Origin of the sequence: Solirubrobacter phytolaccae (genome assembly GCF_027587195.1) — a bacterium.
Taxonomy (GTDB): domain Bacteria; phylum Actinomycetota; class Thermoleophilia; order Solirubrobacterales; family Solirubrobacteraceae; genus Solirubrobacter; species Solirubrobacter phytolaccae.
Map to the genome: position 1 here is coordinate 1 of NZ_JAPDDP010000052.1, position 13,943 is coordinate 13,943.

The following is a 13,943-nucleotide window of genomic DNA, read 5'->3' on the forward strand; positions in this document are numbered from 1 at the left end:
ACCGCCGTCGCCGGCGCCCTCCTCGTCGCCGCGCTCGCGGTGTCCCTGGACGGCGGCAGCTCGGCGCTGCCGCTCTCGCTGCTCGGCGCGGCCACCGCGGGCGCGTCCGTGCGGCAGGCCCAGGCCGCCGCGAGGGCCAACGGGACCTGCACGACGAAGATCGCGCGCCAGTCGAAGGCCTCGGTGAGCACGCCGCCGATCGCCGGGCCGGCGGCCGTGCCGATCAGCGCCGCGCCGAGCCACCAGCGACGGCCCGTGGGGGATGCACCGGCCTCGAGGACCTGGAAGGCGGTCAGCAGGGCCGCCGCCGCGCCCGCCGCCTGGACGGCGCGGAACAGCAGCATCAGCCACAGGTTCGGGGCGAGCGCGCAGCCGATCGAGGCGGCCGCGAAGACGAGCAGGCCGGCCGGTCCGGGACGAAGCCCACGGGCCGGCCAGAGGCATGCGGCGAGGACGAGCGCGTAGACGCCGACGATCGCGGCCGCGCCCGTGATCGTGGTCTCGAACTCGACCAGGATCGGCGGGAGCGCGAGCGCGACGATCGACGCGTCGGCCAGCGCGAGTGCGGCTGCGATCGCGACAAGCGCGCGTCGGGTTCCGGCCATTGGCCGGAGAGCTTATTCGCGGTGCTCGTAGTGCAGGATCGCCAGCTCCATCGCGACCTTGGACGCGCCGTTGCCGTTCGAGCGCCGTTCGGCCGCGCGCGACTGGATCTCCCGCGCACGCTCGACGGTCTCGCGCAGCAGCTCCGCGATCTCGCCGGACCCTTGCTCGTCGAGCTCCAGTGGGGCCCGCAGGACGACGCTGGACGGGCTGTCGAAGCCCCCCGCGTCGGCGGCCGCGGTGACGCTGCCGAAGATGTGCTGGAGGTTCTGCCCCAGGATCCCCCGGCGCGCCGAACGCGGCAGCTTCTGCCAGTCGGCCTCGCTGAACCAGACCGTGGTCACGGCCCGGTAGAAGTGCTCGAGCGCACCTCGTCGCGGCTCGGTGCGTACGAGCTCGATCGCCCCGAGGTCGTTCAGCAAGCGGATGTGGTAGCTGACCCGCCCCAGGGGCAGGTCCAGCTCACGCGCCAATTGGTTCGGGCTGGCGGTCCGCCCGTCGAGCATGCCCAGCAAACGATGTCTGAGCGGATGCGAGATCGCCCTAAGCAGCGATTCGTCCAGCTCACCCGATCCCTGCGCCGGGTGCAGTTCAGCTTCGGCCATTGCTACCTCCAGAAGACGTGGATCAATCTACGCCTCCCGACACAAAAAGTCATCAAGCTGTCAACTTCGCATGGCGTTTTTGCTCTGAGCGGGAACTTCGGATTCCTAAAGCGCCGCCAGCGCAAGTATTTCGCTGGCGCTAATTATGTTGACGACGCGGTCCGCTACCGCGAGCGAAGCTTCGGTTCCAGGCACTCGACAGACCCCGAGCGTCGGCATCCCGGCACTGCGCCCGGCCCGCACACCAGGGCCGGAATCCTCGACGACGACGCATCGTTTCGGTTCGATTCCTAGCCGCTCGGCAGCGAGCAGAAACATGTCGGGCGCGGGCTTGCCGCGGGAGACCTCGTCGCCGGCAATCGTTATGCCGAACTCGAGTCCGACGCTCGCCAGCGTGTGATCGAGCCGCTCACGCACCGAAGAGGAAGCAACCGCCATCGGCACGCCGGCCGCGCGCAGCTCCGCCACCGCCTCCAGCGCGTCCGCGAACGGCTTCAGGTGTGTGGCGTAGAGGCCGAACAAGGTCGCGTGCAGCTCGCGCTGCAGCGTCTCGGCGGCGGGGATCGCGACGCGCTCGGCCATGAACGCGTGGGTCCGCTTGTAGGTCGTCCCGAGGCACGCCTCGAGGTCTGCGTCGGTGACGGTGTAGCCGTAGGGCGCGAGCGTGCGGCGCCACGACTCCCCCGAGAGCGGCTCCGAATCCACCAGCGTTCCGTCGCAGTCGAAGATCACTCCGATCAAGGCGCGAGAGCCTAGCCTTCGGGCTCAGCGCGGGAGCCGTGCGGCGAGCCACTCGGCGAGCGCGCCGTCGGCCTGCTCGAGGTGGGCGCGGTCGACCGTGGCGCCCGCGCCGACGAGCGCTTCGGCCACGCCCACGTAGTCGCGACCGTCGAGCGCGTGGTGCTGGGAGCCGTGGGCGGCCCAGCCGAGGTCGACCGGTCGCGCGCCGTGCTCCAGCAGGAAATGCGCGAGCGCGGGGTCCCCCACCCAACTCACGTGCTCGAGCAGCGCGCCCTCGGGCGACCCACCGACGACGCCGCGGAAGTCCGGCCCGAGCAGCTCGACCACGCGCGCCATCCGGCCACGCAGCGCGGCGAGGATCACGACTTCCTGCTGGTCGACGTCAAGCGCGCGTGGCAGGTCGTCGCGCAGCTCGGCGACGGCGCGGTCGGCGGCGTCGACCTCGGTGTTCGCGCCCAGCTCCGCGAGCGTGCGCGCGTTGTCGCTCTGGCCGCGCAGGACGGCGTGCTGGTAGGCGGTGCGCAGCGGGACGTCGCCGCGCCACGTCTCTCCCCCACGGTGCTCGAGGTCGGCGCCGTGCGCGTGCAGGAGGCGCAGCGTCTCGGGCCCGCGGCCGCGGCGGACCGCGAACGGGAGCAGCTCGCGCGGGTCGGCACCCGCGGCCAGGAGGACCTGCGCGTGCTCGATGCGGTCGTGGTCGAGCGCGTGCGCGAGGACGATCGGCTCGGGGACCGCGCCGAACTCGAGGACGAGCTTCAGGCAGGCGGCGTCGGGCGCCTCGGTGGCGTGGTAGGCCGACTCGCCGTCGTTCGGGTTCGCGCCCGCCTCGAGCAGCGCGCGGGTCAGCTCGGGGTCGTGGCGGACGCCCGCCGCGCCGTAGAGCGCCGGCATCTGGCCGTACTCGTTCAGGAAGGTGGCGTTCGGGTCGGCGCCGCGGGCGAGGAGATCCCGCGCCAGCGCCGTCGTGTCGAAGACGCTGAAGCAGGCGTACAGGAGCGGGGCGCGGTCCAGCGGGCCGCCGGGGGCGTTGACGTCGCCGTCCCACGCGCGGCCGGCGGTGAGCCGCACCCAGCGGTCCTGCGCCACCTCCGGATGCTCGGCGAGCAGCGCCTCCGCCCGGGCGCGCCGGCCCGACGTCGCCGCGCGCAGGACCTCCTCCACAATGCCGAGCATGCGCGCGATCGTAATCGAGGAGAAGGGCGGGCCGGACGTCCTGCAGGTCCGGGACGAGCCGGAGCCGACGGTGGGCGACGACCAGCTGCTGGTGCAGGTCGAGGCGGTGGGCGTCAACTACCGCGACGTGTACGAGCGTGAGGGCCGCGGCGCGGCATACGGGAACGCGAAGCTGCCGCTGATCGTGGGGGCCGAGGGCGCGGGGACGGTGCTGCGCGGCGCGGGTTCGTTCAGCGAAGGCGACCGCGCGGGCTGGGTGGCCGCGCCCGCGTCGTACGCGGAGCGCGTGGCGGTGCCGTTGGACGCGGCGATCCCGGTGCCGGATGGCGTGACGTCCGAGCAGGCCGCGGCGGTGCTCCTGCAGGGCATGACCGCGCACTACCTCGCGTACTCGACCTATCCGGTGGCCGCGGACGACGTGGTCGTCGTGCACGCGGCGGCGGGCGGCGTCGGGCTCTTGCTCACGCAAATGGCGAAGGCGCGGGGCGCGCACGTGCTCGCGACGACCTCGACCTCGGAGAAGGCTGACCTGGCGCGCGGTGCCGGGGCCGACGAGACGCTCGGCTACGACGGCTTCCGCGAGCGGGCGCTGGAGCTCGGCGGCGCGCACGTGGTCTACGACGCGATCGGCGCGACGACGTGGGAGGACTCGCTGGCGTCACTGCGCGCGCGTGGGTTCCTCGTGCTCTACGGGATGGCGAGCGGGCCGGCGCCGGACTTCGACCCGCAGCGGCTGCAGGCCAAGTCCCTGTACCTCACGCGGCCGGGGCTTCCCGCCTACACGGCGACGCGCGACGAGCTGCTCGCGCGTGCCGATGCCGTGCTGGGCTGGGTCGCGGACGGGAGCTTGGACGTGCGGATCGGGGAGCGCTACGGACTGGAGGACGCGCGGCGCGCGCACGAGGACCTGGAAGCGCGGCGCTCGACCGGAAAGTTGCTGCTGATCCCGTAGCGACGTATCAGGGCGTGGCGTCGTCGCTCTGTTCGGACGCATGACGACGTCAAGCCCGCTCATGGTACGTTCGCGCCTCATGGCTGAGGTCGCCCTCTTGGTGCGTCGCGCCGCGGACGGGGATCGTGCCGCCTGGGACGCGTTGGTGGACCGCTACAACGGGCTCGTCTGGTCCGTCGCGCGGTCGCACCGGCTGTCCACGGTGGACGCCTCCGACGTGGTGCAGACGACCTGGCTCCGCCTGGTCGAGCATCTGGGCCGCCTGCAGGACCCTGAGCGCGTCGGCGCCTGGCTCGCCACGACGGCGCGCCGCGAGTGCCTGCGCACGTTGCGTCACTCCGCCCGGATGGTGGCCGTCGAGGAACCACCGGAACAGGTCACGGAGCCGCAGCTGGACGCCGCGTTGCTGGTGGAGGAGCGCGACCGCGCGCTGTGGCAAGCCTTCGGCGGGCTCTCCGAGCGCTGCCAAGGGCTGCTCCGGCTGCTGGTCGCGGATCCGCCGCCGAGCTACGACGAGGTGTCAGTCGCGCTGGACATGCCGATCGGGAGCATCGGTCCGACCCGTCAGCGGTGCCTGGAGCGGCTCCGCGGGCTGGCCGAGGGCGAGGGCGTCACCACCACTGACACCTCTGGAGGGAACTGAGCCATGGACGATCTGGAAGCACGCCTGCGGGCGGTGGTCGGCCACGTCGACCCGGTGCCGTCGCTGGTCGACGAGGCCGCGCGGTCCGCGTTCGGCTGGCGCACGATCGACGCGGACCTCGCCGAGCTCCTGCGCGACTCGGCCGACGAGGTCCTCGAAGCGGGCGTGCGCGGCCCCAGCGGCGCGCGACAGCTGTCTTTTGAGTCTCCGCGACTCGGGATCGAGCTCGAAGTGGTGGACATCGGGCCGCGCGAGCGGCGGTTGGAGGGCCAGCTGCTGCCGCCCGCCTCGGCCGTCGTGACGATCGAGCGGCCCGGCGAGGACTCCGTGTCCGTTCAGGCCGACGAGCTCGGCCGGTTCGTGCTCGAAGGGCTCCGCGCGGGCGTCGTGCGCCTACACGTGCTGCTGCGCGGCGCGCAGATCGCCGTGCCCTGGACGACGATTTGAACGGCGACGTCAACGGCTGAGCACACCGCTGGGCGTTCCCCCGTTGCGTATGGCGAGGGCCGACCGGGGGCGCGGTCGGAAACTGTCCCCACAGGACACTTTGCGACCGCACCCCCTACACGCTCGCCGCGCCCTCGGGTCTGGTCAGCCGTTGCCGTTCCCATAGGCTCCGTTCGTGCTCTCGGTCGCCGAGGAGGCAGTGCGGCTGGCGTCCGCCGATGCGCGCGCGGCGCGGCGGGCGGCGGCGTCCGTGGTCGCCGAGACGGTGGACGTGGAGGCGCGGTCGGTCGCCGAGCGGGCCTTGGGGCTCGCGGCGGTGGAGCTCGGGGACGTGGCCGCGGCCGTGGTGCACCTCGAGCGGGCGCGCGAGCTGGCGCTGGGCGGCGGGCTCGCGGGCCGGGCCGGCGAGGCCGACATGTCGCTCGCGCTCGCGTTGACGCTGGTCGGCGACACGGCGGGCGCGTTGTCGGCGCTGGACCGGGCCGAGCCCGCGCTCGACGGGCACCTGCGCGCACGCGTGCAGGGTCAGCGCGCGTTGATCCTGCAGAAGCTCGGGCAGCTGGACGAGGCGCTCGCGGGCTACCGGCGGCCGCTCCGCGCGCACCGCGCGAGCGGGGACGTGCTGTGGGAGGCGCGGCTGCTGTGCAACCGCGGTGTGTTGCAGGTCTATCGCGGCGCGCTGGCCGCCGCCGAGTCGGACCTGGCCCGCGCCGAGGAGCTGCACGAGTCGATCGGCCAGGCCCTGGCCGCAACGCAGGTCCGCCACAACCGGGGCTGGCTCGCGGCCCGCAGCGGCGACGTGCCGCTCGCGCTCGCAAGGTACGACCGCGTCGAGGTCGAGTACCGCGCCCACGACGTGCCGCTCGCGCTGCTGCTGATGGACCGCTGCGAAGTGTTGCTGTCCGCGCGCCTGGCGGCCGAGGCGAAGGCGAACGCCGCCGCCGCCGTGACCGAGCTGGCCGCCGCGGGCCTCGCCGCCGACCTCGCCGAGGCCCGCCTGCTCGCCGCGCACGCGGAGCTGCTGGTCGGCGACACGGCGGCGGCCCGCGAGCACGCACGCCGAGCCGACACAGCTTTCAGTCGCCAGCACCGCCCGGGTTGGGCCGCGCTGGCACGAGCCGCCGCGGCTGAGGCCGCCTGGATCGAAGCCACCCGCACCGATGCCGATCCCGCGACGACGGGCGACGGGATCGGACCGGCGGGGCCGGACGGCACACCGCGGCCAGCGACGAGCGGCGAGGTCGAGACGGCAACGGCCGGCGGCGAGACGGGGTCGGCGACGAGCGGCGAGGTCGAGACGGCAACGGCCGGCGGCGAGACGGGGTCGGCGACGAATGGCGAGGTCGAGACGGCTCCGGCCGGCGACGCGACGGGGTCGGCGACGACCGGCGAGGTCGAGACGGCGACGGCCGGCGGCGAGACGGGGTCGGCGACGAGCGGCGGGAACGAACCAGCGACGGCCGGCGACGCGACGGGGTCAGCGACGAGCGGCGGGAACGAACCAGCGACGGCCGGCGACGCGACGGGGTCAGCGGCGAGCGGCGGGAACGAACCAGCGACGGCCGGCGACGCGACGGGGTCGGCGGCGACCGGCGACATGACGGGGTCGGCGACGACCGGCGAGGTCCGGCGGGTGCGGCTGGAAGCGGCGCTCGGCGCGGCGCAGCGGGCGGTGCGGGCGCTGGAGCGGGTCGGGTGGGACGTCGAGGCGCTCGATGCGCGGCTCATCGCGGGGCGGGCCGCGCTGGAGCTCGGGCGGCCGCGGACCGCGCGGCGCTACCTCGAGCTCGCGGCGACCGGAGGGGACCGCGGGCCGGTCCAGGTGCGCACGCGGGCCTCGCACGCGGCGGCGTTGCTGCGGCTCGCGCGGGGTGACCGGCGTGGAGCGAGCGCGGCCGTGGCAGCCGGGTTGCGCGCGCTCGAGGCGCACCAGATGACGCTCGGAGCGACGGAGCTGCGGGCGCACGCGTCCGGGCACGGCGAGGCGCTCGCGACGCTCGGGCTGCGGCTCGCGGTCGAATCCGGCTCCGCCCAGCGCGTGCTCGCCGCCGCCGAACGACGACGCGCCGCCGGGCTGATGCGGCGGCCGGCGCGACCGCCCGACGACGCGGCGCTCGCGCGTGACCTCGAAGAGCTCCGGCGGGTGTCCGCCGCGCTGGAGGCCGGACTGCGCGACGGTCGGCCCGAGACGGAGCTGCGCCGCCGCCAGGCCGCGCTCGAACGGTCCGTCCGCCGCCGCGCGCTCCAGGCCCGCGGAGAGATGCGCGCGGGCACGACGACCGCCGCGCGAGTGGGCGGCGCACGCGTGGGCGTGAGCGCACGCGGCGACAGCGACGACGCGCGGGGCGGCGAGGAGGCGCGGCGCGACGAGCGCGGTGCCGGGCGGGGCGGCGGCGGCGGGATCGTGGCCGCCGTGGTGCGACGGGAGACCGCGAGCCACGTGGCGTTGATGGCCGACCTGGAGCGGATGCCTTCGTTCGACGCGGTGGTCGCGGCGCTCGGGAAGCGGGTGCTCGTGGAGTTCGTGGCGCTCGACGGGGTGCTGTTCACGGTGACGGTCGTCGACGGGCGGGCCAGGCTCAAACGGCTGGGCAGCGAGGCGGACGTCGCCAAGGAGGTGGCGAGCCTGCGGTTCGGGCTGCGGCGGCTCGCGACCGCTGCGCCGGGAAGTCGCATGGCGCAGGGGATGGCGGACGTGGTGGCGACGGTCGCCCAGAGGCTCGACGCGCTGCTCGCACTCGACTCGACCGCCGCTGCCGGCGACCGGCCGCTCGTGATCGTGCCGACCGGGGAGCTGCACGCGCTGCCGTGGTCGATGCTGCCGAGCCTCGACAAGCGGCCGGTGTCGGTCTCCCCCTCGCTGCGGCTCTGGTACCGGGCGGCGTTCGCCGGGCCGCTGCCGCACCGGCCGCGGCACGTGCTCGTCGCGGGCCCGCGGCTCCCGGCGGCCACCGAGGAGATCGAGGCGCTCGCGCGGCGTCATCCCGAGGCGACGACGCTCACGCACGAGCAGGCCACGGTCGCCAACGTGGCGCGGGCACTCGACGGCGCCGACTCCGCGCACGTCGCCGCGCACGGGCGGTTCCGGGACGACAACCCGCAGTTCTGCAGCCTCGAGCTCGCCGACGGGAACGTCACGGTCTACGACCTCGAGCGGCTGCATCGCCTCCCCCAGCGGATCGTGCTGTCCTCGTGCGAGTCCGGGCTGTCCGCGGTGCACGCCGGGGACGAGCTGATGGGCTTCACGGCCGCGGTGTTCGCGCTCGGGACGAGCACGGTGATCGCCGCGGTCGTGCCGGTCCCGGACGAGGCGACGAAAGGCCTGATGCTGGCCCTGGACGAGGCGCTGCAGGCCGGCGCCAAACCCGCCGAGGCGCTCGTGAAGGCCCGAGCTAAAGACGCCTTCATGAGCGTTGCCGGAGCGGCGTTCGTCTGCTTCGGCGCGGGCTGACTACCCTTCGCAAGCGTGAAGACGAAACCGCTCCGCTCGACGGTTGAACTCATCCTGACCGTCGCCGTGGCGCTGTTCTTCGCCCTGACGATCCAGGCGTTCGCCGTCAAGCCCTACCGCATCCCGTCCGAGTCGATGGTGCCGACGCTCCAGGAGGGCCAGCGCATCCTCGTGAACCGGTTCTCGCACAAGATCGGCGGGGACCCCAAGCTCGGGGACGTGACCGTCTTCACGCCGCCGCGCGGCACGGACGAGCGCGAGTGCGGCAACGCGGGCCAGGGCCCGTTCTACAACGGCGGCGCCGAAGCGCGCCAGTCGTGCGCGAAGCCGACCGCCGAGAAGTCCAAGACGACGTTCGTCAAGCGCGTCGTCGGGATGCCCGGGGACACGATCGCGGTCTCCAACGGCCACGTGATCCGCAACGGCAAGCCCGTCAAGGAGTCGTTCGCGTCCGACTGCTCGGACTCGTCGTGCAACCTGAACCCGATCACGGTCCCCGCGGGCCACTACTTCATGATGGGCGACAACCGCGGCAACTCCGAGGACAGCCGCTTCTGGGGCCCCGTCCCGCGCGACTGGGTGATCGGCAAGGCGGTGGCCACGTACTGGCCGCCGAAAGAGATGGGCGGGGTCTAAAGGGTTCGGCGGGCCCTCCCCTAGGGGGATCCCCGATGCGCGCGGCCCGCGCGCAGTCCACGATCGGCGCATGCTGATCACGGACCGATCTTCCGCCGCCGTCGAAGCCCTCCGCAACCGCCTCCACGGCGAGGTCTACGGACCGGACGACGCCGGCTACGACGAGGTCCGCCGGCCCTGGAACCGCGCGGTCGAGCAGCGCCCCCTCGCGGTCGCGTTCCCGCGTACCGACGCCGACGTGGTCGCCCTCACCCACGTCGCCCGCGAGCACGGCCTGGAGCTCGCCCCGCAGGCCACGGGCCACGGCGCCGGCGCGACCGGCCCGCTCGAGCACACGGTGCTGGTCAGCACGAAGCACATGCGCGGCGTCCGGATCGACCCCGTCACGCGCACCGCCCGTGTCCGCGCCGGGAACGTCTGGGGCGATGTGACCGGCCCCGCCGCGCGCTACGGCCTCGCCCCGCTCGCCGGCAGCTCGGCCACCGTCGGCGTCGTCGGCTACACGCTCGGCGGCGGCACGGGCTGGCTCGCCCGCGCGCACGGCTTCGCCTGCAACAGCGTCACCGCGATCGAGATCGTCACGGCCGACGGCGAGCACGTCCGCACCGACACCCGCACCGAGCCCGAGCTGTTCTGGGCGCTGCGCGGCGGCGCGGCCTGCACGTACGGGATCGTCACCGCGCTCGAGTTCGAGCTCTACCCCGTCGAAGAGCTGCACGGCGGCGCGCTCGTCTTCCCCGGCCACCGGGCCGAAGGGATCTTCCGGGCGTGGCGTGACTGGACGAAGACCGTCCCGGACACCGTCAGCTCGCTGTGCCGCCTCGTGAACCCGCCCGGCGGCGACCCGGTGGTGCTGATCGAGGTCGCGGTCGAAGGCGACGACGCGATCCTCGCCCCGCTGCGCGCCCTGCAGCCCGTCGCCGACCTCATCGGCCCGATGACGCCCGACCAGCTCACCGACATCCACAACGACCCGAAGGACCCGAGCCCCGGCGCGCACGGGCACCGGCTGCTCGGCGAGCTCTCCGACGGCGCGCTCGACGCGCTCGTCGCCCACGCCGGAGCCCCGCTCGTCTCGGTCGAGCTGCGGCACATGGGCGGCGCGATGGCCCACGGGAGCGTCTGCCACGGCGCGCTCAACGACGTGCACGCGTCCTACTCCCTGTTCGGCGTCGGGATCGCGGGAAACGCGGAGGCCGCGATGGCCGTCGACGCCGCGCTCACGCGCCTGACCGACGCGCTGGAGCCCTACGACGCCGGCCGCGCGCTGCTGAACTTCTCCAGCGGCCCGGCGCGCTTCTACGACGGCTTCACCCAGCACCGGCTGCGCGCCCTCAAGGCCCAGCTGGACCCCGAGGGCGTGTTCGCCGGCCGCGGGCAGACTCCATAGGGAGCCTGCCCGCGCGCGAGATGCTTACGGGTTCGTGGTGCTCAGCGTGAAGGTGAGCGTCTTCGAGTACGTGCCCGTGCGCAGCGCGTCGTTGGCGCCGATGAGCTGCTTGAAGGTGACCGGCACCTTCTCGTTGGACGTCGGCGCGGTCCACGTCTTGACGACGCCCAGGCCCTGCAGCGGCTTGGGCAGCGCGAACGTGCCGTTGACCAGGTAGCCCGGGTTGGCACCGGTGTCGGCGACCGTCAGGGTCGCGTCACCGGCCGTGGAGATCACGGTCGCGTCGGTGGTGGCCGTGTACTCCCGCTCGACGCCCGGCGTGAACGCGCCGAACGTCGCCGGAGTGCCGAGCGACAGCGCGAGCGTCGCGGGAACCGTGCCACCGACGTTGCCCTCGGTGCACAGCGACAGGTTCGCCGTCTGGCCCTTGTCGACGAGCACCGTCTTGGAGTCGACGACCGTGCCGTCCGGCTTCGAGCACGTGAGCGTCCAGCTCTCCTGGTAGTAGCCGCTCGGGCCGGGGACCATGCCCTCGGCGCGGTACGGCGGGACCGGGCGCACGGACGGGTTCACGTGGAACTCGAACTTGCCGCTGGCCGGGACCTGCATCCACGACTCGAGGTGCGTCGGGATCGCCTGCGGCTGGTTGAACGTGACCGGCGTGGTGTTGTTGCGGATCGTCGCCGTGTACAGGTTGAAGTCCTTGGTGACCTTCAGCGTGTAGCCGGCCGGCGCGGTGCCGTTGATGACGGAGTGGCCGGCGGAGATCGTCGAGTAGACGAGCGACTGGTAGAAGGCGTCACGCATCGCGTGGCCGCTGTACGCCGTCTTGATGTCCGCGGCGGCGTCGGCCGGCACGAAGCCGGTGTAGTCGCCCGTGGTGCAGTTGACGTAGTTCGGGGCCTTGCCGGCCTTGTTGGTGGCCGAGGCGCGGTTGCAGGTGCTCGAGCCGCCGACGGTCTCGGGCGTCACGGCGAAGCCGCGCGTCGCGTAGTAGGACCAGTCGATCGTCTCGCCCGACGTCTCGTAGTCGTGCGCCGAGTCGCGGACGTTCGTGTAGCCGTTGTTGGTGGCGGCCGCCATCGCGACGGAGAGGCCGCGGATGGAGTCCAGGTCGGCGGGGAGGCCGGCCGCGACCTCGAGGCCGGGGTAGAAGAACGCGTGCGAGTTGTTGTGGTTCGTGAGCAGCGCCACGACCTGGTTGTTCTTCACGATGTCCATCGTGTTCTGGACCTCGGGCTCCGAGCCCGGGCCGAGCCCGCGCGCGGCGAACGTGACGCCGATGTTCGAGCCCCAGCCGAACGGATAGTTGCGGTTCATGTCGACGCCGGTGGTGACGCACGTCGAGCCCGCGGGCGGCGCGGTGATGCCGCCGCAGTTCGCGCGGCGGTTGCGCACCCAGCCGTCGACGTTGACCACCGGGATGACGATCAGGCGGACCTTGTCCAGGAGGGCCTTGACCTTCGGGTTCGTCTTGGACGTGTTGATCACGTCGTAGATGAACTCGAGCGTGTGCTCGCCGGCGGCCCACTCGTCACCGTGGATCGAGCCCATCATGAAGTAGACCGGGCGGCCGTCGTACGCGGAGACGTTGTTGGCGAGCTCGATGTACTTGACGTCGCGACCCTCCACGCTCTTGCGCGGCAGCGTCTTGAGCGTGACGAGCGTCGGGTTGGCGGACGCGAGGTTCGCCAGCTCCTGGTTGATCTGGTCGTAGGTGCGGTAGCCGAAGTTGTCGGCGGCACCGACCGTGTTCGAGACCACGCGCCCGGACGGCATCGTGGTCAGCGGCGCGAGGCCGAGATCCCGGAACGCCGTGACGGCGGCTTCGACGTTCGGCTCCGCCGACGCGACGGCCGGCATGGCACACCCGGCGATGGCCGTGACCGCAGCAGCGGTCATCAGCTTGTTTCTGAGCGACATGGTCCCCCTCTTCAGAGCACCGCGCCTGGACCGCGCGTGCAGATTTGGCGAGCAGAACCTATGCGCCACCTAAGGGACAATCAAGGCGTTGGGCGCTGGGAAACCTCAACACGCGTCGGCGTCGACTGCCACGCCAGGTACGCCGTCGCGCCGTCGAACGCGACCGAGGGCTGGTGCGGCTCCTGCTCGGGACCGCTGACGTCCTCGGGCGCGCCGAAGGCGGTCCCGTCGAACGGCACGGCCCAGATCCGGTCCTTGGCGGCGACCGCGACGACGGCCTTGCCGCCCGCCGAGGTGGCGAGGTCGCCGAGCCCGATGTCGGCGAAGCTCTGGTCGGGCGCGACCGGCGCGATGGCCTGCGGCGCCCCGATCGAGCGGCCGTTGACGAGCGCGGCCTTGATGGCGTCCGAGCCGGAGAAGACGACCATGTTCGGCGCGGCTTTGACGCCGACGCCGCCCGCGATGTCGTTGTTGCCGTACGTGTCGAGCTGCTTGGGAGCAGCGAAGCCCCGCGTGGCGGTGCGGGCCGTGGCCCAGGCGGAGCCCTTCGCGGCCTCGCCCTCGCTGATGCGCTGGTCGATCCAGCCGACGACCGCGCGCCGGTCGTCCCCCAGCGCGACGCCGAGCTTGAGCGCCGCGTCGGTCTTGCCGAGTGCCTTCACGGCCGACAGCCGCTCCGAGCGCGCGTACCAGTACCGCGCCTCGATCGTGCCCGCGCGATCCCAGACGGCGAGGATGTCGCCGCCGGCGTTGGTCGCCACCGCGACCGAGCGGATGCTGCCGCGGCCGGAGAGCTTCTGCGTCGGCTCGAGCTTCGCGCCTTCCTGGCGCACGAGGTACACGGAGCCGGGCCCGAACGTGCCGAACACGGCCGCTCCGGGGGCCGCGGCCGCCCGAGCACCGCCGGTCTTGGGCCCGCGCAGCGACGTACGCCACTGCCCGTTGGGGCCGGACGCCTCGCCGACGAGGACGCGCTCCTCGCCGTTGGAGCCGACATAGAGCGCGCGCTCACCGCCCGCGAACGCGCCGTAGGTGGTGTCGAAGCCCTTCGCGCCCGGCCAGTCGACCGCCTGGGCGGAGCCGTCGAGCGGCGCCTGCAGGACGGGGCGCGCGAACGACGCGCCGGGCCCGTTGAACGCGACGGTGCCGGCACCGCCGGCGAAGAGGACGTGCGGCGCGGAGGTCGCTTCGCTGGACACCGAGACGGGAGCGCTCCACGGCGGCGCGGCCTGCGCGGCGGCCGGGAGCGCGAGCGCCGCGACGGCGGCGGCGATCAAGGTCTTGGGGAGGTGCATGGCTCTACAGCTAACGACGCCCGATGAGTGCTCGCGCTGCCCCTCAGCCGGACACGCGTGTCCGGCTGGCCGTACCCGTTGCCG

At 73.4% G+C, this 13,943-nt stretch carries 12 protein-coding genes; 6 read left to right on the plus strand and 6 right to left on the minus strand.

What is annotated here, in order from left to right:
* The 4 genes from OJ997_RS23765 to OJ997_RS23780 form a co-directional block, all read right to left on the minus strand.
* Nucleotides 1-605 (minus strand): MFS transporter (locus OJ997_RS23765; protein ID WP_270027745.1); only part of this gene is annotated, 605 nt, incomplete at its 3' end.
* Nucleotides 606-617: 12 nt separating this feature from the next.
* The gene (locus OJ997_RS23770; protein WP_270027746.1) at nt 618-1,208 is read right to left on the minus strand and encodes a winged helix-turn-helix domain-containing protein; all 591 of its coding nucleotides are present in this window, start codon (nt 1,206-1,208) and stop codon (nt 618-620) included.
* Nucleotides 1,209-1,313: 105 nt separating this feature from the next.
* The gene (locus OJ997_RS23775; protein ID WP_270027785.1) at nt 1,314-1,940 is read right to left on the minus strand and encodes an HAD family hydrolase; all 627 of its coding nucleotides are present in this window, start codon (nt 1,938-1,940) and stop codon (nt 1,314-1,316) included.
* A gap of 33 nt (nt 1,941-1,973) precedes the next feature.
* On the minus strand, nt 1,974-3,122 hold the full coding sequence (locus OJ997_RS23780) for an ankyrin repeat domain-containing protein (protein ID WP_270027747.1): 1,149 nt from the start codon (nt 3,120-3,122) through the stop codon (nt 1,974-1,976).
* On the opposite strand from OJ997_RS23780, the gene OJ997_RS23785 reads away from it, so the two are divergent.
* The 6 genes from OJ997_RS23785 to OJ997_RS23810 all read left to right on the plus strand — a co-directional run bounded on the left by OJ997_RS23785 (nt 3,121) and on the right by OJ997_RS23810 (nt 10,641).
* Nucleotides 3,121-4,074 (plus strand): quinone oxidoreductase family protein, encoded by a 954-nt coding sequence (locus OJ997_RS23785; protein ID WP_270027748.1) that lies wholly within the window; start codon nt 3,121-3,123, stop codon nt 4,072-4,074. The genes OJ997_RS23780 and OJ997_RS23785 overlap by 2 nt on opposite strands.
* Before the next feature lie 79 nt (nt 4,075-4,153).
* Complete coding sequence (locus OJ997_RS23790) at nt 4,154-4,717, plus strand: RNA polymerase sigma factor (RefSeq protein ID WP_270027749.1); 564 nt, start codon at nt 4,154-4,156, stop codon at nt 4,715-4,717.
* Nucleotides 4,718-4,720: 3 nt separating this feature from the next.
* Nucleotides 4,721-5,164 carry a hypothetical protein gene (locus tag OJ997_RS23795; protein WP_270027750.1) on the plus strand — a complete coding sequence of 148 codons (444 nt, stop codon included), beginning with the start codon at nt 4,721-4,723 and terminating at the stop codon, nt 5,162-5,164.
* A gap of 175 nt (nt 5,165-5,339) precedes the next feature.
* Nucleotides 5,340-8,615: a CHAT domain-containing protein gene (locus OJ997_RS37800; protein ID WP_270027751.1), complete on the plus strand. Its 3,276-nt coding sequence runs from the start codon at nt 5,340-5,342 to the stop codon at nt 8,613-8,615.
* Between the two features lie 15 nt (nt 8,616-8,630).
* Nucleotides 8,631-9,251 carry a signal peptidase I gene (lepB, locus tag OJ997_RS23805; protein ID WP_270027752.1) on the plus strand — a complete coding sequence of 207 codons (621 nt, stop codon included), beginning with the start codon at nt 8,631-8,633 and terminating at the stop codon, nt 9,249-9,251.
* Nucleotides 9,252-9,321: 70 nt separating this feature from the next.
* Nucleotides 9,322-10,641, plus strand: a complete 1,320-nt coding sequence (locus OJ997_RS23810; RefSeq protein WP_270027753.1) for an FAD-binding oxidoreductase — start codon at nt 9,322-9,324, stop codon at nt 10,639-10,641.
* Between the two features lie 24 nt (nt 10,642-10,665).
* On the opposite strand, the gene OJ997_RS23815 is transcribed toward OJ997_RS23810, so the two are convergent.
* The gene (locus OJ997_RS23815) at nt 10,666-12,564 is read right to left on the minus strand and encodes a M14 family zinc carboxypeptidase (RefSeq protein WP_270027754.1); all 1,899 of its coding nucleotides are present in this window, start codon (nt 12,562-12,564) and stop codon (nt 10,666-10,668) included.
* An 80-nt stretch (nt 12,565-12,644) separates the two neighbouring features.
* Nucleotides 12,645-13,859 (minus strand): hypothetical protein, encoded by a 1,215-nt coding sequence (locus OJ997_RS23820; RefSeq protein ID WP_270027755.1) that lies wholly within the window; start codon nt 13,857-13,859, stop codon nt 12,645-12,647.
* Nucleotides 13,860-13,943: the final 84 nt, after the last annotated feature.

Coding starts and splice junctions, on each gene's coding strand:
- OJ997_RS23820 (WP_270027755.1), bottom strand. CDS start 13,859: ATGCACCTCCCCAAGACCTTGATCGCCGCCGCCGTCGCGGCGCTCGCG.
- OJ997_RS23780 (WP_270027747.1), bottom strand. CDS start 3,122: ATGCTCGGCATTGTGGAGGAGGTCCTGCGCGCGGCGACGTCGGGCCGG.
- OJ997_RS23810 (WP_270027753.1), top strand. CDS start 9,322: ATGCTGATCACGGACCGATCTTCCGCCGCCGTCGAAGCCCTCCGCAAC.
- OJ997_RS23785 (WP_270027748.1), top strand. CDS start 3,121: ATGCGCGCGATCGTAATCGAGGAGAAGGGCGGGCCGGACGTCCTGCAG.
- OJ997_RS23790 (WP_270027749.1), top strand. CDS start 4,154: ATGGCTGAGGTCGCCCTCTTGGTGCGTCGCGCCGCGGACGGGGATCGT.
- OJ997_RS23815 (WP_270027754.1), bottom strand. CDS start 12,564: ATGTCGCTCAGAAACAAGCTGATGACCGCTGCTGCGGTCACGGCCATC.
- OJ997_RS23770 (WP_270027746.1), bottom strand. CDS start 1,208: ATGGCCGAAGCTGAACTGCACCCGGCGCAGGGATCGGGTGAGCTGGAC.
- OJ997_RS23795 (WP_270027750.1), top strand. CDS start 4,721: ATGGACGATCTGGAAGCACGCCTGCGGGCGGTGGTCGGCCACGTCGAC.